The organism is Synechococcus sp. MIT S9509 (assembly GCF_047303035.1).
GTDB lineage: Bacteria > Cyanobacteriota > Cyanobacteriia > PCC-6307 > Cyanobiaceae > Synechococcus_C.
In genome coordinates this window covers 304,921-323,912 of sequence record NZ_CP138940.1, presented here as the reverse complement: position 1 = coordinate 323,912, position 18,992 = coordinate 304,921, and the positions used below count along the sequence as shown (strand labels likewise).

The window sequence follows — 18,992 nt, the reverse complement described above, 5'->3', positions numbered from 1 at the left end:
GATTAATAAAAACTATTATGGATTCAACAATCCCTATCAATCTTAAGAAAGATAGATGACTGGACGTTCAGCAGCCTGCTCTCTTTATATTTGTAAATTTTAGCAGATAGACGCTTGGCAGTTATTGATGATTTCATCAATGCTTTGACAGACAACACTGAGCTAAGACAATCAATCCAGGCGGCCACAACAGCCGCCCAGGCTGTAGAAATTGCTGCTAACGCAGGATTCATCGTCACTGAGAGCGAATTGCTCAGAGTTTTCAAGACAAAATTGTCTGAATTATCAGAAGAAGAACTGGCAGGTCTTTCTGGAGGAAAAGGAAAAACTGCAACAATTATTTCAGAAGGTGTTCATGATGCTTTTGTTCCACCAAAAACAACCGACCCTGGAGGATCCGGCTATTCAAGTGCCGGGCTCCCCCCCATGGAGTGATCAACAGGATTTTGAGCCATTCAAGACTGCCGGAAGAACTTGCAGAGCGCCATTAATCTCATGTTGTTGATTCCTACCCGTAGCACGATTGGAGAGATTTCCGGGGCTTCCATAACGCTTTGATTTTTAACATGCTTGTTTCAAGCCTGTCGTGATTCGGAAGAGAAACCTGATGGGGTTTTCTGAATGCCTGCAATGGTAGACAAACAGCGAGACAGATTCAGTCAGTAGATCATCACTTCAGTCGTCCTGACAGGACTTCTAGACATTAAACAAAAATTCCATCACATCACCTTCCTCAACTTCATATTCTTTGCCTTCACTGCGTAGCCAACCTTTGTTGCGAGCTTCTACCAGCGATCCTGCCTCCAGCAATTTCTCGCAACCGATGGTCTGGGCACGAATGAATCCTCGTTCGAAATCGGTATGAATCACTCCTGCCGCCTGAGGAGCGGTCATCCCAGCCCTGAAGGTCCAGGCACGAGTTTCCTTTTCACCCGTCGTGAAATAAGTGCGCAGTCCCAACAAGCGATAAGTGGCACGAATCAGGCTTTTCAACCCACCTTCCTGCACCCCAAGTCCATCGAGATAGTCCTTTCGTTCTTCTTCGCCGAGCTCCACCAGTTCCGCTTCGACCTGGGCAGAGATACGCACGGTTTCTGCACCTTCCTTTGACGAGAGAGCCACCACCTCCTCGCAGAAGCGATTACCAGCAGCGAGATCATCCTCACTCACATTGGTGGCGTAGATAATCGGCTTGGCCGTCAACAATCCAAGTGGTTTGATCATGAGTGATTCCTCGTCGCTCAGTTCAACACTGCGCGCTGCACCACCCTCTTCGAGCACAGCCTGAATCCGTTCAAGCGCCGCATCCTCTGTCTGGGCTTCCTTGCTTGTGCGCATCTGCTTTTTCAGGCGCTCGCGACGCTTTTCAATCTGCGTCAGATCAGAAAGACCGAGTTCAAGGTTGATCACCTCGGCATCGCGAACGGGGCCAACGGAGCCGGAGACGTGAATGACGTCGTCATCCTCGAAGCAACGAACTACATGAACGATGGCGTCCACTTCACGGATGTTGGCCAGAAACTTGTTGCCCAACCCCTCGCCCTGACTGGCCCCCTTCACCAGACCAGCGATATCGACGAACTCCATCCTTGTGGGGATGGTTTCGGCGCTGCTGCTCAGATCAGTCAGCTGCTGCAGCCGCGCATCCGGAACAGCCACGGTCCCGACATTCGGTTCGATGGTGCAGAAGGGGAAATTGGCTGCCTGGGCCTGGGCATTGGCCACCAGGGCATTGAAGAGAGTGGACTTGCCCACATTGGGCAAACCGACGATTCCGGCTTTGAGCATGGCGGGAAATCTATCGGCAGAGGCGTCCTGAGAACCATCCCTCAGAACACGGTTGGACCACTCACGGGCGAGAATGATTACGAAGATTGTTGAAGGGGGCCATGGGCAGCCAGAAAAGCCAGTCCCCTAAAGGGGCCACACCCGAAGCCCTGCGCCAGTTGACTCGCTTGAGTGGTGTGAAACGCAGACGACGTCGCTTAATCGCAGCTGGTGCTGCAGCTATTCTGTTGACGTCAGGTGGTGTGATCTGGAGAAAGGGGCCAGGTTCTGATCGATCGCGTCAGCTGAGTGAGTTCACCGTGGCGGCGGAGCGAGGATCTCTGCCTGGCGTGATCACGGCCAGTGGAGAACTGGAAGCCATCCGACGGGTGAACGTGAGCCCCAAGAAGGCTGGAGTGGTGGAGGAGTTGTACGTCAATGAAGGCGATGTTGTCGCCAAAGGGCAGCTCCTGGCTCGTATGGACGTCGGTGATCTTCAGGATCGCGTGGATGAACTTGCCGCACTCGAGCGGCAGGCCAGGGCGGACTACGAAGCCAAGCGGGCCGAATACCTTCGCAACCGGCAGCTGGTGGATGTTGGAGCCATCAGTGCATCCGACCTGGATGGCTTCCGAGCCGCCTTCATCAGCAGCAGGGAAGCGCTGACCGCCGCTCGCGAACGCATTGAACAACGCAATGTTGAAGGCAGTGACCTGCTGATCCGGGCTCCTTTCAGCGGGGTGATTACGGAACGCTTCGCCGAGCCTGGATCCTTTGTCACCCCCACCACAGCGGCTTCAACCAATGCCGGCGCTACCAGCTCATCGCTTGTTGAGCTGTCGGAAGGCCTGGAAGCGGCGGCAAAGGTTCCTGAGAGCGACATCGGCCGCATTCGTATTGGTCAGGATGCCACTGTTCGCGTGGATGCCTTCCCTGATCAGCTCTTTCCTGCAAGGGTGCGCGATATCGCACCGCGCGCGCTCAAAACCGACAACGTGATCTCATTTGAAGTGGAGCTCACGCTGATTGATCCGCCACCGACGCTCCGCATCGGCATGACCGCGGATGTGAATTTCCAGACCGGACGAACTAGCGCAAACACACTCGTGCCAACGGTGGCAATCGTGACTGAAAAGGGTCAGTCAGGCGTTTTGTTGGTTGGCAAAAACGATGAGCCCACCTTCCAGCCGGTGCAACTTGGTGCCAGCAGCGGCGACAGGAGTGCCATTCTCTCCGGTGTGGAGCCCGGCACACGCGTGTTCATTGACATGCCGCCCTGGGCAAAACCGCGCGACTGACCGAGCCAGGACCTCCCTTCATCCATGCCCGAAACACAGGAGAAACCCCTGCTGCTGCTGGTGGATGGCCATTCTCTGGCCTTCCGCAGTTTCTACGCCTTCAGCAAGGGAGGTGAAGGGGGACTCTCCACGAAGGATGGCCGTCCCACCAGCGTGACCTATGGATTCCTCAAGGCCCTGCTCGACAACTGCAAGGGACTGAAACCCGAGGGTGTGGCGATCGCCTTTGACACCGCAGAACCCACCTTCCGCCACAAGGCCGATCCCAATTACAAGGCCCACCGCGATGTGGCCCCTGACGTGTTTTTCCAGGACCTGGATCAGCTGCAGCTGATCCTGCGCAACCAGCTTCAGCTGCCACTGTGTCTGGCTCCTGGTTTCGAAGCGGATGATGTTCTCGGCACCCTGGCCAACCGGGCCGCCTCAAGCGGATGGAGGGTGAGAATCCTGAGCGGTGACCGCGATCTGTTCCAGCTGGTGGATGACCAGCGGGACATTGCCGTGATGTACATGGGCGGCGGACCGTATGCCAAGAGCAGCGGCCCCACCTTGATTGACGAAGCCGGGGTCCAGCTGAAGCTCGGGGTGATGCCCGACAAGGTGGTGGATCTGAAGGCACTCACCGGCGACAGCTCGGACAACATCCCTGGAGTCAGGGGCGTTGGACCGAAGACAGCCATCAATCTGCTCAAAGAGAATCAAGATCTTGATGGCGTCTACAGAGTTCTTTCCGAAGTCGAGGCGGAGGGCCCCAAGGCCAGCAGAGGCGCTGTGAAAGGAGCCCTGAAGGGCAAGCTGAGATCCGACCGGGACAACGCCTATCTCTCAAGGCAACTGGCCGAAATCCTTGTTGACATACCGCTTCCTGAGGATCCAGTTCTTGAACTTGGCCCTGTGGACGGCGATGGCCTCGAAGCGCAGCTGATGGATCTGGAGCTCAACAGCCTGGTGCGGCAGGTGCCTGGTTTCATCGCCACCTTCTCTCCAGGCGGACTGACGGCGAACGCCAATCTGCTTGAGAAGAAAAGTTCCAACGAGACAGGTCAGGCAGAGCAAGCGCAAGGATCCACGACAACAGAGCTCAAGTCATCTGAATCTGCTGGCGCTGACGCGGCCGGATCCAAGCCTGAGCTCAAGCCACAGCTGATCAACAGCTCAGCAGCACTCAAGGACCTCATGCAGAGACTCCAGTCCTGCACCGATCCTTCTGCTCCGGTTGCACTGGATACGGAAACAACCGATCTCAACCCCTTCAAAGCGCAGCTGGTAGGCATCGGCGTGTGCTGGGGGCCAGGTGATGCCGATCTCGCCTACATCCCTGTCGGCCATCGTGCAGCGACGGAAGCAACGCTGGAACCCGAACGCCAACTGGTGCAGCTTCCACTCGAAACGGTTTTGGAGCAGATGGCTCCCTGGCTGGCAAGCCCTGAGCACCCCAAGGCACTGCAGAACGCGAAATACGACCGATTGATTCTGCTGCGCCATGGCCTGGCGCTGGCTGGAGTGACGATGGACACCCTGTTGGCCGATTACCTGAGGGATGCCGCGGCCAAGCACGGCCTGGATGCCATGGCATCACGGATGTACGGCATCACCCCCACTCTGTTCACAGATCTGGTGGGCAAGCCCAAGGACGGCAAAGCCAGCTGCTTCGCGGAAGTGGACCTCGACCATGCCGCGTTGTACTGCGGCATGGACGTTCACCTCACACGTCGACTGGCCATTGATCTGCGCCAACAGCTGCAGGCAACAGGAGACAGTCTTCCCAGCCTGCTGGACAATGTGGAACTGCCACTGGAACCGGTTCTGGCTCTGATGGAAGCCACCGGCATCCGCATCGACGTGCCTTACCTCAGTGCGTTGTCAGCAGAAATGGGTGACACCCTGCAGCGCCTGGAGAAGGAGGCCAAAGAGGCGGCGGGAACAGATTTCAATCTCGCCTCTCCCAAACAACTCGGTGAGCTGCTGTTCAACACTCTCGGCCTCGACCGCAAGAAATCCCGGCGAACCAAAACCGGCTTCAGCACAGATGCCACGGTGCTGGAGAAACTCGAGGCTGATCACCCCGTGGTGCCGCTGGTTCTCGAACACAGGGTGCTGAGCAAACTGAAAAGCACCTACGTGGATGCCCTGCCGCAGCTGGTGGAAAAGGAAACCGGGAGGGTGCACACCGATTTCAATCAGGCGGTGACAGCCACCGGCCGGCTGAGCAGCAGTAATCCCAACCTCCAGAACATCCCTGTCCGCACGGACTACAGCCGCCGCATCCGCAAGGCTTTCCTGCCCCAGGAGAACTGGACCCTGCTCAGCGCTGATTATTCTCAGATCGAGCTGCGCATCCTCACCCACCTCTCAGGAGAGGAAGTGCTGCAACAGGCCTACAGAACAGGAGACGATGTACATGCGCTGACAGCACGGCTGCTGCTCGACAAAGACGAGGTGAACAGCGACGAGCGACGCCTGGGCAAGACGATCAACTTCGGTGTGATCTACGGCATGGGCGCCCAGCGCTTCGCCCGGGAGACCGGCGTCAGCCAGGGGGAAGCCAAGGAGTTCCTGCTGCGCTACAGGGAACGTTATCCCAGAGTCTTCGCTTATCTCGAGCTCCAGGAAAGGCTCGCTCTCAGTCGCGGCTACGTGGAGACGATCATGGGTAGACGACGCCCTTTCCACTTCGATCGCAACGGACTGGGACGTCTACTGGGCAAGGAACCCATGGAGATCGACCTGGATGTGGCTCGTCGGGGCGGAATGGAGGCCCAGCAATTGCGCGCTGCAGCCAATGCACCGATTCAGGGATCCAGCGCCGACATCATCAAACTGGCCATGATCCAGCTTCAGGCTGCGATAGAGCAGCAGGGGCTGCCGGCACGACTGCTTCTTCAGGTGCACGATGAATTGGTGCTCGAGGTGGATCCAGACGCTCTGGAATCAATCCGGAAGCTGGTTATTAACACCATGGAGAAGGCTGTGGACCTGAGTGTGCCCCTGGTGGCTGAAACCGGGCTGGGCGCGAACTGGATGGACGCCAAATGAAGCGAACCTAAATGACGATCATTCAATCGATCTGGAAGAGGCCATCCACACTGAAGTGCGGCTGTTCATTCTCAAACAACCCTCGCGCTCCCCGATCAAAGTGACAAAAACCATGACGATTGACAGAGCAATCATCCCGCCACTACGCCTAGCTCTGGATGCATCATCCGCTGAAACTCAGACTTCAATCAAACACCTTTAAAACCATCGTGAGATTGATACAAGTCTTCGGAACTCAAACTTCGGAAATCAACATGGGTTCCAGGCAATTACCTCTTTTCAAGAATTCTCTGCAATGAGCTATGAACAACTGGCAGGCGATTGGGGGCTTTCACGAGCCCATTCCAAGTTGCAAGCAAATCTGGAGGATGCTTGAACTGACGGTCAAAGCGCAGTTTGGCCCAGAACTCTTCAACACCTTAGTGATGCAATCCATTCACGACTGAGCAAAACGCCATGCCCCGAAGAGCTTTTCATGGACTATACCTTCAGCCGACCGGTGCACCTCGTTTCTTCTCATTCGTCACCTACACGCCACAAAGCAAGGAACAAATGGTTGCATGCGGTGACTTACAGGAAGATGAGGAATACATCAATCCAGTGATCTGCGATTTCCTCCTGTTTGTGGCCGAATGGATCCTTGATATTCCACTCAATCATGATTTCCCCATTGGGTACGATGATGTGAGGGTGATTTGTTCCAGGCAGCGAGGCAACGGCAGCCAGCACGAATACCTGATTCAAATCAGTGACCAGGGAGAGAATGAGTCAAGACGCTCAGTCCTTGGACAATTACTGAAAATAGTCGGCCGAAAATCATGGAACGGCTTTAGCCCAACCTAGGGAGAGGGGGCAACAACGAACCTCAACAAGAAGCTCTGAATCACAACAATCATCAACCAAGGGCAAGTGCAACCCACAGGCCATCGACATCCCTGGGAACTGCAGGGGGGCAGTAAAGACAACAGATCGGTAACAACACTGCAGCAACCAGCCGATTCCTGGGCGATGCAGGAGTGGGCGGGCCGTAACCTCCTTGGAGAGCCTGATCAGACCTTTGCCACTGCGCCTCACGAACAGCCTGAGCAATCGCACCGAAGACTTCGAACCGCTGGAGGCAGGCAAGGCAACGATCTACTGCTGTGGGGTGACGGTTTACGACCTTTGTCATCTGGGCCATGCACGCAGTTACATCAACTGGGATGTTCTGCGGCGTTATCTGATCTGGTGCGATTACGACGTCACGTTTGTTCAGAACTACACGGATATCGACGACAAAATACTGAACAGGGCTACTTCCGAGGGCTCAACCATGGAGGAAGTCAGTGAAAAAAATATCAAAGCTTTTGAAATCGATATGGCACGCCTGCACATTCTGCCTGCAGACAAAATGCCCAGGGCGACCTGTTGTATCCCAGGCATTCAAACTCTGATCGGAGAACTTGAAACCAAAGGAGCTGCCTACAGCTCCGACGGCGATGTGTATTTCGATATTTCCAAAGCGAAGAATTATGGACAGCTGAGTGGGCGAGACCCCAACGAGCAGAAACAAGGGGCCAGTGGCCGCATCAATGAGGAGGAGGATGCACGCAAGCGACATCCCTTTGACTTCGCGCTCTGGAAAAAAACCAAAGACGGAGAACCAGGATGGGAGTCACCCTGGGGTCGGGGACGGCCCGGGTGGCATATCGAATGCTCAGCCATGGTTCGCGAAGAATTCGGCACAACAATTGATATTCATCTCGGCGGCGGAGATCTTGTTTTTCCTCACCATGAAAATGAAATTGCTCAGTCAGAAACTGCGAATGAAGCGCAGTTAGCCCGGATCTGGATGCACAACGGCATGGTGAATGTGGGCGGCACCAAAATGTCGAAGTCGCTGGGCAATTTCACAACAATCCGCTCGCTGCTCGACAGCGGAGTCTCAGCAATGACGCTGAGACTTTTTGTGCTCCAGGCGCATTACCGCAAACCACTCGATTTCACAGCTGATGCGCTGGACGCGGCAAGCACCGGTTGGAAAGGGCTCAATGCAGCTCTTGGCCTTGGTCGCCGGTGGTCCGACCAGATGGGCTGGCCCGGAGCAGAAGATCTGCCATCCGGTGCCATGCATGCTCAGAACCTCGACGTTGATGAGGTTCTCATGGCTGCACGCGACCGCTTCACCCAGGCCATGGATCAGGACCTGAACAGCTCTGGAGGCCTCGCAGTGCTGTTTGAACTGGCCAAACCACTGAAGTCGACAGCCAACCGACTGGAGCGTGGAGAGCAAGTGAAAAAGCCGGATGACCTGAATGCCCTGCATCAACGCTGGCTGTTGCTGCGTGAGCTCGCCGCCGTGCTCGGACTCAGGTATGAGCCTCAGCAAACCATGGAGGACTCCAACACAGCATGTGAGGAGAGCAGCGAGATCGAAGCAGCGATCTCTGCACGCAAGGCCGCCAAGCAGGCCAAGGATTTTGCTGAAGCCGACCGGATCCGGGAGGAACTTGCCGCTCAGGGGATTGAACTGATCGACAAACCCGGCGGCACGACCGAATGGCGTCGCCGTTGATCACCGCTCTTTCGAAGCCATCATCGCCTCGATCTTGCGGATGCGCGCCAGTGTGGTGGTCCAGACCTCAAGCCTGAAACGCTGCTCGGCCAGAGCGGGATCATCGGGATCGGCAGCGTCGATCCAGCTCCGCAGTTGCTCCAACTTGGCCTCAGGATCCTGCTTGGCTTCGAAGGCATCCCACAGCTCCCGCTCAAGCCTGGCTCTCTCGATGAAATTCCAGCGTTTGAGCCAGAGCATCCTGTTGGCGTGCATCACAGACCCTGTCTACCGGATTTCCATTGCGTGAGCTCTAAGGTTCGCCCTGGATCGGCGAGATGCCCATGGAACCCGAGAGCCTCTCCAAAGCAATCCAGCTGTCGGTTGCCCCGGTGTTTCTTCTGGCCGGCATCGGTGCCTTGATGAATGTGATCTCGGGCCGTCTGGCGCGGATTGTCGATAACGCCCGCAAGACCAAGGCGGCCCTTGATGCGGGCGAAACAGTCGATCAACGCGAGCAATGGGGGTACCGCAGGCGCATGCAGCTCACGATCCGTGCCATCGAGATGCTCACAGCCGCAACTCTGCTGATCTCGGCCGTGGTCGCCGTGATGTTTTTCAGCGTGATCAGCCGCGTCAACCTCACGCTGGTGGTGGTTCCCCTGTTCATCACGGCAATGCTGCTGGTGATGACAGCGTCAATCTGTTTTCTGAGAGAGGTGCGGATGGCTTCCGCTCACATCAACCGACTGTTCTGAACACGCTGTTCAAACCACAAACAATGGTCAGCTCTGCCCGGTCCAGTTGCGGATCAGATCCACCACGCTGATCAAGAGACCGACAGAAATCACGACCGGTGAGACCCAGCGAAGAAAGAACAGGATCAGACCGGAGGTTGCTGCTCTGGTGACGGTGCTGTCCTTGAGGTCAGCGAGGAAGGTCTGGGGCACAACCCATCCCATCAGCACGGCAATCAGCAATCCGCCGGCAATCAGCAGCACTCCTCCGAACAGGGCATCCATCGCTCCAAGCACCTGCAGATTCGTGGCAGCGGGGAGTCCGACAACAAAAATCACAGCCGCGCTGAGCCAGGTCGCCTTGGTGCGGCTCCAGTTCAACCGATCCATCAATGACGCCACCGGGACTTCCAGCAGCGACACCGACGAGGTGATCGCAGCGAGATAGGCCAGGGAGAAAAAGGCAACAGCCACGATTCGTCCTGTCGCACCGATGGAGGCCAGACCTGTGGGCAGAGCGAGAAAGATCGTGCCGATCGTGGACTCACTGACCGCATCTCCCAGCCCGAAGCTGATCACCAAGGGGAACGTGAGCATGCCCGCCAGCAGACCCACTGCGGTGTCGAGCCCCACCACCGAAACCGCTTGCTGAGGGACAGGAGCCTTGCGGTTCAGATAGGCCGAATACGCCATGATCGATCCGATTCCGGTGCCGATCGAAAAGAAGGCCTGGCTGAAGGCATTGCGGATTGTGGTGATGTTCATCAGTTCCCGGCCGTCCCAGCGCAGCAGGAAGGTCCTGTAACCATCAATCGCTCCCGGGAGCGTGCTGGCCCAGATCGCAAGGGCTACCAGCAACACAAAGAGAAGTGGCAGCGCCCAGCGCGACAGTCGCTCGATGCCGGCCTGCACGCCCGCTGAGACAACAGCAGCGGTCAGCAGAAGGCTGATGGCCTGCCCAGCCAATGCAGAGTTGCCGCCGCTGATGGTGTTGAAGAACAGCTGGGCGTCCTCCATGGTCTGGGGCAGCCCCACGTTGAGAGCATGAATCAGGGTCTGAGCGGTCCAGCCCATCAGTACGGCGTAGAAAGCCAGGATTCCGCAGGGGGCAATCACAAAAAGCCAACCCATCGGTTTCCAGTCACGGCCGGCCACCTGGGCGGGTGCCAGCAGAGGGCTGCGACCGCTGTTGCGACCCAGCACCATCTCAGCCACCAGTACCGGCAGACAGATCACTGCAACAATGAGCACATAAAGGAGTACGAAACTGCCTCCGCCTCCCTGGGAGGCTCGGTATGCGAATCCCCAGAGGTTGCCCAGACCCACTGCACTGCCTGCTGCCGCCAGGACAAAACCCAGCCCTGATCCCCAGTGCTCCTTCTGCGCTGCCGCCATGAACGTGAACACAGTGCGCTGGCCGAAGTTTGCCAGGGCCTGGAATTGAAGTGGGAGGATGGCTGCAATCGCCATGATCCGCGTGAAAGCCATCAGCGTGCTGGGCTCCACCGGCTCAATTGGCACTCAGACTCTCGAAATCGTTCAGGAATTCCCGGACCAGTTCCGGGTGGTTGCTCTGACTGCAGGTCGCAACCTGCCGCTGTTGGTGGAACAGATCCAGCGACACAGCCCGGAGGTGGTTGCGCTGGCTGACGAATCTCTCCTAGGGGAACTGGAGGAGCGGCTGGCCTCACTCCCGGCTGATCTGCGGCCGCAACGGCAACCGGAACTGGTGGGCGGTCCCGGTGGACTGAACGTGGCGGCCTCATGGGACACGGCGGACCTGGTGGTGACGGGCATCGTTGGCTGTGCGGGCCTGCTGCCGACGCTGGCGGCTATCCGGGCCGGAAAGGATCTGGCGCTGGCCAACAAGGAAACCCTGATCGCAGCTGGTCCGGTGGTGTTGCCGGAGCTCAAGAAAAGCGGCAGCAGGCTGCTGCCGGCCGATTCCGAACACTCCGCCATCTTCCAGTGCCTGCAGGGCACCCCCTGGGCTGACAATGCGCGCCTTTCAACAGGTGTGCCCACTCCGGGGCTGCGACGGATTCAGCTCACGGCATCAGGTGGTGCCTTCCGTGATTGGGCCACGGCCGATCTGGAGAAAGCCTCGGTGGCGGATGCAACCTCCCACCCCAACTGGAGCATGGGCAGAAAGATCACCGTTGATTCAGCCTCGCTGATGAACAAGGGGCTTGAGGTGATCGAAGCGCACTATCTGTTCGGCCTCGACTACGACCACATTGAAATTGTCATCCACCCTCAGAGCATCATTCATTCGATGATCGAGCTGGCTGACTCCTCGGTGCTGGCTCAGCTGGGATGGCCCGACATGAAGCTGCCGATCCTCTACTGCATGAGCTGGCCATCTCGACTGGAGACACCCTGGAGACGACTGAATCTCACCGAAGTCGGGCAACTCACCTTCAATCAACCGGATCCCGCCAAATATCCCTGCATGGAACTGGCCTACGCCGCCGGCAGAGCCGGTGGAACCATGCCGGCTGTGCTCAATGCAGCGAATGAGGAAGCGGTGGCCCAGTTCCTTGAGGAACGGGTCCATTTTCTCGACATCCCCGATCTGATTGAGACAGCCTGCGAGCGCCATAAATCCGACCGTGTTGACCGACCACAACTGGATGATGTGCTGGCGGTGGATCAGTGGGCCCGTCTTGCCGTGCGCGAACAGGTTGAGCGGGGCACACGGCGACTGCCGCTGACTGCAATGGCGGCGTGATCAGTCACCACCTGCTTCTCTGTGCCACGGCAACCAAGGCCAAATGCTGTGATCCAGCCCTGGGCGCGGCAAGCTGGGAAGCCCTGAAGCTGGGAGTTCGGGAGCTGGCACTGGAGCGTCCGGACCGACCGGAGGGCGTTGTGCTGCGCAGCAAGGCTGACTGCCTGAGGGCCTGCGACCAGCAGGGGCCCGTGCTGCTGATCTGGCCCGATGGAATCTGGTATGGAGCTGTCACACCGGAGCGGATCAGACGCATCCTCGAAGAGCATGTGATCGGTGGATGTCCGTGTGAAGACTGGGTGATCCGCCGCAGCCCCTTCAGCGTGCCTCAACAGAGCTGAGTTGGCTCAGCCAGGCCGAAGCCACACGATCAGACCAGCATCCGCTCTCCAGGCTGTCACCGGGAGCGTGAAAGCCGTTGTGGCCGCCTCTCTCAGTGAGAAGAACCGACACGGGTTCATGCTGATCAGCCGGCTGCGAGGTGAGGGCTGAAAGCAAACGCGTGGCTCCAGCCGCTGGCACCCAGGGATCATCAAGAGCCTGAAGCAGCAGGGTGGGTGGCAATGCACGCCGGTCATCGAGCAGCAACCGCAGTGGAGAGGCCCCGGAGTAGTAGGCGTCCACGGAGTCGAATCCCCAGCGAGGGGCGGTGACCACTGCGTCAAAGGCGCGGATGGAACGCGGAGGATCGTTGATCAGTGACTCATTTTCCCGCGGGCTTACACCGAAGGGATCTGCAAGAGTCTGTTTCACCAGGCGTTGCAGCAACCAACGCTGATACACACGGTTGCGCGGTCGTTCGATCGAGGCGCTGCAGGCGGCCAGATCCAGGGGGCTGCTGGCGCAGAACAAGCCATCGAGCACCTGCTGGTCGGAGGGAAGTCCGGCTGCGGTCCTGTCTCCGGCACTGGACAGGCAAGCGTTCAGAAGCATCGTGCCGCCGAGAGATACGCCAGCCCCGAAGAGGGGAAGGACCGAGCCGGAGGGTGCCAGCTGCCGGCACAGCTCACGGGCACGCACCATCACTGGCAGCAGATCGCTGTTGCAGGTGGCGGCATAGGTGCCACCCGCCAGATCTCTGCCGGGATCGGCTCCCCGCAGATTGAGCCTCAGCACAGCAAAACCCTGCCTCTGCAGAGTGAGAACCAGACGACGCAGGCCCTCCCGCCGACTGGAACCACCCAAGCCATGAAGGGCCAGAACGAGGGCACGTGGGGAAACCGGATCACCCGCAGGCGTAGGCAAAGGAGGATCCAGAAAGGCCAGCAACTCCCCCGCTGCTGCAGCGCCACTGGCCAGCGCGGGAACAGCAATACGAATCGGCTCACCCTGATCATCAGGGAGAGGCAAGGGCCGAATCGTGTCACGCAGGGTCTGGAGATCACCGCCCAGCCAGGGCCAGCGCTGTTGATAAGGCACAACCCCCAGCTGCCTGAGCAACCGGGGGTTGTGCTGATCGTGGGAGTGGGAACCCATCAAAGGTCGTTCAGACCGATCTGATCACTTCTTACCAACTCCAAGCTCCTTGAGCTCACCGAGCAGATCACCCAGCACTTTCTTGGCATCGCCAAACACCATCGATGTGTTGGCCAGCTCGAAGAGATCGTTCTTGATCCCGGAGTAACCAGCACTCATGCCGCGTTTCACAACAAAAACCGTTCGGGCCTGCTGAACATCAAGCACCGGCATGCCGTAGAGGGGTGAATCTGGGTCGTTCTTGGCCTGGGGATTGACGACATCGTTGGCCCCAAGCACCAGGACCACATCGGTGGCGGGAAAATCAGGGTTGATGATGTCCATTTCCTTGAGCTGCTCGTAGGGCACATCGGCTTCAGCAAGCAGCACATTCATATGACCCGGCATGCGCCCAGCCACTGGATGAATGGCGTAATCAACCTGAATTCCGGCGGCTTCCAGGGATCGGGTGACCTCCCTGAGCGTGTGCTGGGCCTGGGCGACAGCAAGGCCGTAACCGGGCACGATCACCACCCGCTCTGCCGCTTCGAGAGTGAGAGCACACTCCTCAACGCTGCAGCTGGTGATGTTGGTGTATTCACCGCCGCCGCCGCCGGAGGAGGAGCCGGCCCCCAGAGCTCCACCGAACAGAACCGAAACCAGTGATCGGTTCATGCCGTTGCACATCACCTGGGTGAGGATCAGACCAGCGGCGCCGACCATGGCACCGGCCACGATCAGAAGCTGACTGCCCACCACAAAACCAGCGGCAGCCGCGGCCACACCTGAATAGCTGTTCAGCAGGGAGATCACCACGGGCATGTCAGCGCCGCCGATCGGCAGGGTGACGCCGATTCCCAGCAGGCCTGAAGCGATCACAAGCAACCACAGGGCGGCCTGACTGCTGCCGTCGGAGGTGATCAACTTGATCGCAGCCACAAGACAGACAACGGCCAGAGCGATGTTGACCAGGTGGCGGATCTTGCTCTGCATCCAGGGAGGCGTTGAAAGCCAGCCCTGAAGCTTTGCCATCGCCACGATCGAACCTGTGAAGGTGATGGAGCCAACGAAGACGGAGATCACAATCGACACCACCGCAACGAGCGTGCCGTCGTCGAGCGTGCCGGGGAAGAGTGCCGCAGCCAGGGCCACCAAAAGCGATGACATGCCGCCACAGCCGTTGAACAAGGCCACGGTTTCAGGCATGGATGTCATCGGCACCCGCTGGGCCGTGATCGCACCCAGCACGCCACCGACTGTCGTGCCGATGATGATCCAGATCCAGGCCTGACCATCAAAGCTGGGGGTGCCCAGATAACTGATCAGCAGCCCAATCACAGCAAGTGCCATGGCCACAGCGGCAAGCTGATTGGCACTGCGCGCAGAACGCACCTTGGAAAGACCTTTGATGCCGAGCGCCAGCAGCAGAACGGCAACGAGGTCGATGACGTAGTTGAGGATCTCCATCAGCTGTTCTCCTTGCGGGCGGGCTTGCGGCTGAACATGGCGAGCATGCGGTCAGTGACCAGGAAGCCGCCGATCACGTTGAACAGAGCGAAACCCAGGGAGATGGAGCCCAGAACCAGCAGAGGAGTGCTTCCATCGGCTTTGATGATCGCGGTGAGTGCGGCCAGCATCGTGATGCCGGAGATGGCGTTGGCCCCACTCATCAAAGGCGTGTGCAACGTCGGAGGAACCTTGCCGATGAGCTCAAAACCAAGCAGGCTTCCGAGCAGCAAAACCCAGAGGGCATTCACCAGTGGTGGGGTCTGGGAGGCCGTTGCCGCTCCCATTAGAAAAAGTGAATCCATCATTTGGCTTCTGGGGTGAGAACATCTCCGCGGCGGATGGTGCCGTCATGACTGATCAGACATCCAGCGATCAGCTCGTCCTCGCTGTCAAGACTGAGCTGACCATCCTTCAGGGTCGGTTGAAGCAAAGCCAGCAGGTTGCGGGCATACATCGCACTGGCGTGATTAGGAACCGTGCAGGGCAGATCGTTGGCGCCAATCAACTTCACACCGTTGCGATCCACAGTCTGCGAAGAAACGGTGTCTGCACAGTTGCCGCCCTGGGCAACCGCCAGATCCACAACCACGGCTCCGGGGCGCATGCGATCGAGCATGTCTTCACTGATCAACCGTGGAGCACGACGACCTGGGACCTGAGCGGTGCAGATGGCCACATCCGCCTCAGCCAGCTGGTCTGAAAGCTGCTGACGTTGTGCGGCAAGAAAAGCATCAGAGGCCTGCTTGGCGTAGCCACCGGATTCCGCAGGCTTGTCCTCCATCTCAGGTGGGTCAATGAAGCGGGCTCCAAGCGATTCCACCTGCTCCTTCACAGCCGGGCGGATGTCACTGACGTACACAACGGCGCCCAGCCGGCGTGCCGTGGCAACCGCCTGCAGACCTGCCACTCCGGCACCAAGAATCACAACACGGGCAGGCTGAACGGTTCCTGCCGCCGTCATCAGCATTGGGAAATAACGGTCCAGCGCAGCTGAGGCCAGGAGAACGGCCTTGTAGCCGGCGATATTGGCCTGGGACGACAGCGCGTCAGCAGACTGAGCACGGCTGATGCGAGGCAGCAGTTCAAGGGCCATGGCCGAAAGACCGGCTTGATGCAGTACCCCAGCCAGCTCAGCGTTGGCGTAGGGAGCGAGCAGACCCACCACCAGAGAGCCGCGACGGAGCTGACTCAGAGCAGTCCCTGAGGGGGATTGAACGCAGAGCAACACATCAGCCTGGGACCAGGCCGAACTGTCCCCTCGGGACACGAGTTCCGCTCCGGCCTCGACATAGGCCTCATCCAGATAGCCGGACGCCTGTCCAGCCCCTTTTTCGAGGACAACCCTGCAGCCGAGTGCAGTGAATTTCCTGACGGTTTCCGGAGAAGCTGCAACGCGGGTTTCGCCCGCTGCGGTCTCCACCGGGATCAACAGTATGGGCAAGTTCGTGATGCCGCCGACCCAGCTGAGATTAGGAGGTCACGGGTGAGGGCCCTGCATCTTTTCTGAAGAAGGGGGTTTAAGCCTGAAGCCTGTAGCTAGGGAGAGGGTCCTGTCTGCAACAGCATGGGACTCACCGCAATCGAATGCCCTGATGGCGTCTGCCACAGCCACCACGGCGGTCATGCCGTGGACCGCAGCACGATGGAACACCTTCTGGCTGAACACGGTCGTGAATGGTGCGAACGCCTGGCCGAACGCATTTATGAGATGTCGGTGGACACGTTCTCCCAGACCGTGATGCCGAGCCTGCATGCAGCAGGCTGGCAGCGACGTCATCTCGACTGGGAGTTCAAACTCAGGGAACTGGATTCCGAACCTGATCGCACCCTGGTGGATGGAATCATCAACGCCACCGAAAGTTTTCTGCGCAGCAGTGAGGTTCATCGTCTGTTCATCCAGGAGCTCGTTCAGGGCACTTTCGATGAAGCATCTGATGATCACCTGCGCAGTGAAGCCGTCAGACATTTGATCAACAAGGAGATCCTGACGCTTCTGAAAGACAACAGAGCGGAGCTGATGGATCGCCTGACATCGAAAATCCTCGAGCCGGCAGGCGGTCAGGCTGATCGCGCCCAGAAGGCGGCTTCAGAGGGTGTGATGGAGGTGGAGCGGCTGCTCCGTAATCACACCGAATCGCTCTGAAATCTGAACGCACCGATCAGCCAGAGGGTGAGGAGCTTCAGAAGATCGGCTGAAGCTCCTCCTCCACAGACAACGCCTGCGGGCGGAGGCCCTGACCGTGGAGGAGCCGCGCGCGAAGGATCAGCGGGTCAAGATCGCATTCCAAAGACCAGCAACGCTCAAGACAGCGGCGGGATTCAGGGCTGAACGAGTAACGGAGAAGGCTTCTGGCCATGGCGGCAGGGGGCCGAACCCCAGGGGCTGATGGTCGGAAGTTAAGGGTGGCGCAAGCGATTGGAATGGTTAGAAAGACCTATCTTTCAGCGCCGCCATCAACACTCCGTCCTTCGCGCTTGGTGTCGAGCTTCCATCCAGGAGGATTCGTCCCAGACAATGGCAGCAGCAGCTGATTCAGCTGCTGCGCAGACGGCTTGACCCAGAGACGACTGCTGGCCGTGATGTTCTGATTCATGCCGGTCCAGGAGCGGGCAAAACTCTTGGGGCTTTGCTTGCCTTTCAGGCGATGCAGTCGGAGGGCAGGCTTCAACGCGCTCTGATCTTCTGCCATCGCACCTCGATCCTCAACCAGTGGAGGAATGCTGCAACCCAGCTGGATCTGCAGCTTGATCTCTGGAACGGGCCTGACAGCGCCTCAGACGAGGCGGATGGGTGGCTGCTCAGCTACCAGGGCGCAGGACGCCAGCAGGATGACCTGAAATCCGAACTCAGCTGCTGGAACCCGGAGCTGCTGCTGGCCATCGCCGACGAAGCGCATCACCTGGGAGTTGACCCTGACGAACCCGACGGCCCTGTCTGGGGGCGAACCTTTCTGGAGCTCAGCAGCCATGCCCGGTTACGTCTCGGTTTGACGGGAACACCGTTCCGCGCGGACAACCTCGCGTTCTGCGCCGCCCGACGGGTGCGGGTTGAGGAAGCCGGCCAGCTGGTGGAACAGATCCATCCCGATCTGTCGGTGGAACCCCGAGAACTGATCAAAGCCGGTGATGTTCGTCCTCTGGAATTCCGTTTCCAGGACGGCTGGGTGGAACACGCCAAGCAAGGGATCCCGGAGCGGGAGGTTTCGCCAATGTCAGCTGAACAGAGAGAGAGCTGGCGAGCGAGAAATCTACGCCGCGCCATTCGTCTTTCCGACAGCAGCAGCATTGCCCAGCTGTTGCTGCTGAGAGCCCGCACCAAGCTCGAAAGCGTTCGCAGACGGCACCCACGTGCCGGTGGACTGGTGATCGCCCGTGACATTGAGCACGCCCGCAGCATCACCTTTCTGCTGGAGGAGGAGGGCGACCGGGTGGACCTCGTTCATTCCCAGGACCCGGGAGCCCCTGAGCGTCTCAATCGTTTTCAGAGCGGTAATGCCGACTGGCTGGTGAGCATTGACATGTGCGCGGAGGGATTCGACGCATCAAGGCTGAGGGTGGTCGCCTACCTGACGACCGTGGTGACACGCAGTCGGTTCGTTCAGGGAATTACCAGAGCCGTGCGCATGTGCAGCGAAAGAGCCTCGTTGGAAGCGGTGCCGCGCGAACCCTCCTACGTGTTCGCTCCAGCGGATCCATTGCTGATGCAGTACGCCCGCAGCTGGTCTCTTTCCGAGCCTTACCGCATTGCAGCCCCGCAAAGCGCCGTAGACAGCGACGGCAATCCGGAAAGTGACTGGCGAGGTCCGTCGCTGCCCATGGAAGCGATTGAGGACGGTGCAGGTGCTGTGATTCGGATGCGCACACCGCAGTTACCAGGATTTTTGCAGCGTTGAAAACATTCTTTCTCAAGAAAAAATGCGACATTC

At 58.6% G+C, this 18,992-nt stretch carries 18 protein-coding genes; 10 read left to right on the top strand and 8 right to left on the bottom strand.

The annotated features are described in order from the left end of the window. The first annotated feature begins 114 nt into the window (after positions 1 to 114). Positions 115 to 435, top strand: coding sequence for a Nif11-like leader peptide family RiPP precursor (locus SIB73_RS01865; protein WP_413403397.1), 321 nt, complete (start codon positions 115 to 117; stop codon positions 433 to 435). A gap of 261 nt (positions 436 to 696) precedes the next feature. Here SIB73_RS01865 and ychF read toward each other — a convergent pair whose 3' ends face one another. Continuing rightward, on the bottom strand, positions 697 to 1,788 hold the full coding sequence (gene ychF, locus SIB73_RS01860; RefSeq protein WP_413403398.1) for a redox-regulated ATPase YchF: 1,092 nt from the start codon (positions 1,786 to 1,788) through the stop codon (positions 697 to 699). 101 nt (positions 1,789 to 1,889) lie between these two features. On the opposite strand from ychF, the gene SIB73_RS01855 reads away from it, so the two are divergent. From SIB73_RS01855 to cysS, 4 genes are all read left to right on the top strand, one after another. Beyond that, positions 1,890 to 3,065 (top strand): efflux RND transporter periplasmic adaptor subunit, encoded by a 1,176-nt coding sequence (locus tag SIB73_RS01855; RefSeq protein WP_413403400.1) that lies wholly within the window; start codon positions 1,890 to 1,892, stop codon positions 3,063 to 3,065. Between the two features lie 24 nt (positions 3,066 to 3,089). Beyond that, positions 3,090 to 6,101 carry a DNA polymerase I gene (gene polA / locus SIB73_RS01850; protein WP_413403402.1) on the top strand — a complete coding sequence of 1,004 codons (3,012 nt, stop codon included), beginning with the start codon at positions 3,090 to 3,092 and terminating at the stop codon, positions 6,099 to 6,101. 456 nt (positions 6,102 to 6,557) lie between these two features. Beyond that, complete coding sequence (locus tag SIB73_RS01845) at positions 6,558 to 6,944, top strand: hypothetical protein (RefSeq protein ID WP_413403406.1); 387 nt, start codon at positions 6,558 to 6,560, stop codon at positions 6,942 to 6,944. Positions 6,945 to 7,158: 214 nt separating this feature from the next. Beyond that, the gene (cysS, locus tag SIB73_RS01840) at positions 7,159 to 8,655 is read left to right on the top strand and encodes a cysteine--tRNA ligase (protein ID WP_413406511.1); all 1,497 of its coding nucleotides are present in this window, start codon (positions 7,159 to 7,161) and stop codon (positions 8,653 to 8,655) included. Here cysS and SIB73_RS01835 read toward each other — a convergent pair whose 3' ends face one another. Next, positions 8,656 to 8,895, bottom strand: coding sequence for a hypothetical protein (locus SIB73_RS01835; RefSeq protein WP_413406513.1), 240 nt, complete (start codon positions 8,893 to 8,895; stop codon positions 8,656 to 8,658). Positions 8,896 to 8,978: 83 nt separating this feature from the next. Here SIB73_RS01835 and SIB73_RS01830 point away from each other — a divergent pair, with 83 nt between their 5' ends. Then, entirely contained in the window at positions 8,979 to 9,392 is a 414-nt protein-coding gene (locus tag SIB73_RS01830) for a DUF2721 domain-containing protein (protein WP_413406515.1), read from the top strand. A gap of 27 nt (positions 9,393 to 9,419) precedes the next feature. On the opposite strand, the gene SIB73_RS01825 is transcribed toward SIB73_RS01830, so the two are convergent. Then, entirely contained in the window at positions 9,420 to 10,766 is a 1,347-nt protein-coding gene (locus tag SIB73_RS01825; protein WP_413406517.1) for a sodium-dependent transporter, read from the bottom strand. A gap of 82 nt (positions 10,767 to 10,848) precedes the next feature. Here SIB73_RS01825 and SIB73_RS01820 point away from each other — a divergent pair, with 82 nt between their 5' ends. Continuing rightward, a complete protein-coding gene (locus SIB73_RS01820) occupies positions 10,849 to 12,102 on the top strand; it encodes a 1-deoxy-D-xylulose-5-phosphate reductoisomerase (RefSeq protein ID WP_413403408.1) in 1,254 nt (417 codons plus the stop codon). After that, entirely contained in the window at positions 12,099 to 12,443 is a 345-nt protein-coding gene (locus SIB73_RS01815; RefSeq protein WP_413403409.1) for a (2Fe-2S) ferredoxin domain-containing protein, read from the top strand. The genes SIB73_RS01820 and SIB73_RS01815 overlap by 4 nt, the downstream gene beginning before the upstream one ends. Here the strand turns inward: SIB73_RS01815 and SIB73_RS01810 are convergent. Genes SIB73_RS01810 through SIB73_RS01795 form a run of 4 tightly spaced genes read right to left on the bottom strand, consistent with a single transcriptional unit; the run spans position 12,421 to position 16,486 of the window. Next, a complete protein-coding gene (locus SIB73_RS01810; protein WP_413403411.1) occupies positions 12,421 to 13,578 on the bottom strand; it encodes a YheT family hydrolase in 1,158 nt (385 codons plus the stop codon). The genes SIB73_RS01815 and SIB73_RS01810 overlap by 23 nt on opposite strands. A 24-nt stretch (positions 13,579 to 13,602) precedes the next feature. Next, entirely contained in the window at positions 13,603 to 15,024 is a 1,422-nt protein-coding gene (locus SIB73_RS01805; protein WP_413403413.1) for an NAD(P)(+) transhydrogenase (Re/Si-specific) subunit beta, read from the bottom strand. Then, entirely contained in the window at positions 15,024 to 15,368 is a 345-nt protein-coding gene (locus SIB73_RS01800) for an NAD(P) transhydrogenase subunit alpha (RefSeq protein WP_413406519.1), read from the bottom strand. Before SIB73_RS01800 ends, SIB73_RS01805 begins: the two co-directional genes overlap by 1 nt. Further along, positions 15,368 to 16,486 carry a Re/Si-specific NAD(P)(+) transhydrogenase subunit alpha gene (locus SIB73_RS01795; protein ID WP_413403415.1) on the bottom strand — a complete coding sequence of 373 codons (1,119 nt, stop codon included), beginning with the start codon at positions 16,484 to 16,486 and terminating at the stop codon, positions 15,368 to 15,370. The genes SIB73_RS01800 and SIB73_RS01795 overlap by 1 nt, the downstream gene beginning before the upstream one ends. 144 nt (positions 16,487 to 16,630) lie before the next feature. Here SIB73_RS01795 and SIB73_RS01790 point away from each other — a divergent pair, with 144 nt between their 5' ends. Then, positions 16,631 to 17,209, top strand: a complete 579-nt coding sequence (locus SIB73_RS01790; RefSeq protein ID WP_413403416.1) for an EF-1 guanine nucleotide exchange domain-containing protein — start codon at positions 16,631 to 16,633, stop codon at positions 17,207 to 17,209. A 37-nt stretch (positions 17,210 to 17,246) separates the two neighbouring features. Here the strand turns inward: SIB73_RS01790 and SIB73_RS01785 are convergent, their stop codons facing one another. After that, entirely contained in the window at positions 17,247 to 17,423 is a 177-nt protein-coding gene (locus tag SIB73_RS01785; protein ID WP_413403418.1) for a hypothetical protein, read from the bottom strand. A gap of 180 nt (positions 17,424 to 17,603) precedes the next feature. Between SIB73_RS01785 and SIB73_RS01780 the strand changes: the two genes are divergently transcribed. Continuing rightward, on the top strand, positions 17,604 to 18,959 hold the full coding sequence (locus SIB73_RS01780; protein ID WP_413406521.1) for a DEAD/DEAH box helicase: 1,356 nt from the start codon (positions 17,604 to 17,606) through the stop codon (positions 18,957 to 18,959). Positions 18,960 to 18,992: the final 33 nt, after the last annotated feature.

Bases quoted from the DNA above. Each gene is read 5' to 3' on its own strand.
- ychF (WP_413403398.1), bottom strand. From the start codon at position 1,788: ATGCTCAAAGCCGGAATCGTCGGTTTGCCCAATGTGGGCAAGTCCACT.
- SIB73_RS01855 (WP_413403400.1), top strand. From the start codon at position 1,890: ATGGGCAGCCAGAAAAGCCAGTCCCCTAAAGGGGCCACACCCGAAGCC.
- polA (WP_413403402.1), top strand. From the start codon at position 3,090: ATGCCCGAAACACAGGAGAAACCCCTGCTGCTGCTGGTGGATGGCCAT.
- SIB73_RS01845 (WP_413403406.1), top strand. From the start codon at position 6,558: ATGCCCCGAAGAGCTTTTCATGGACTATACCTTCAGCCGACCGGTGCA.
- SIB73_RS01835 (WP_413406513.1), bottom strand. From the start codon at position 8,895: ATGCTCTGGCTCAAACGCTGGAATTTCATCGAGAGAGCCAGGCTTGAG.
- SIB73_RS01830 (WP_413406515.1), top strand. From the start codon at position 8,979: ATGGAACCCGAGAGCCTCTCCAAAGCAATCCAGCTGTCGGTTGCCCCG.
- SIB73_RS01825 (WP_413406517.1), bottom strand. From the start codon at position 10,766: ATGGCGGCAGCGCAGAAGGAGCACTGGGGATCAGGGCTGGGTTTTGTC.
- SIB73_RS01810 (WP_413403411.1), bottom strand. From the start codon at position 13,578: ATGGGTTCCCACTCCCACGATCAGCACAACCCCCGGTTGCTCAGGCAG.
- SIB73_RS01805 (WP_413403413.1), bottom strand. From the start codon at position 15,024: ATGGAGATCCTCAACTACGTCATCGACCTCGTTGCCGTTCTGCTGCTG.
- SIB73_RS01800 (WP_413406519.1), bottom strand. From the start codon at position 15,368: ATGGATTCACTTTTTCTAATGGGAGCGGCAACGGCCTCCCAGACCCCA.
- SIB73_RS01790 (WP_413403416.1), top strand. From the start codon at position 16,631: ATGGGACTCACCGCAATCGAATGCCCTGATGGCGTCTGCCACAGCCAC.
- SIB73_RS01785 (WP_413403418.1), bottom strand. From the start codon at position 17,423: ATGGCCAGAAGCCTTCTCCGTTACTCGTTCAGCCCTGAATCCCGCCGC.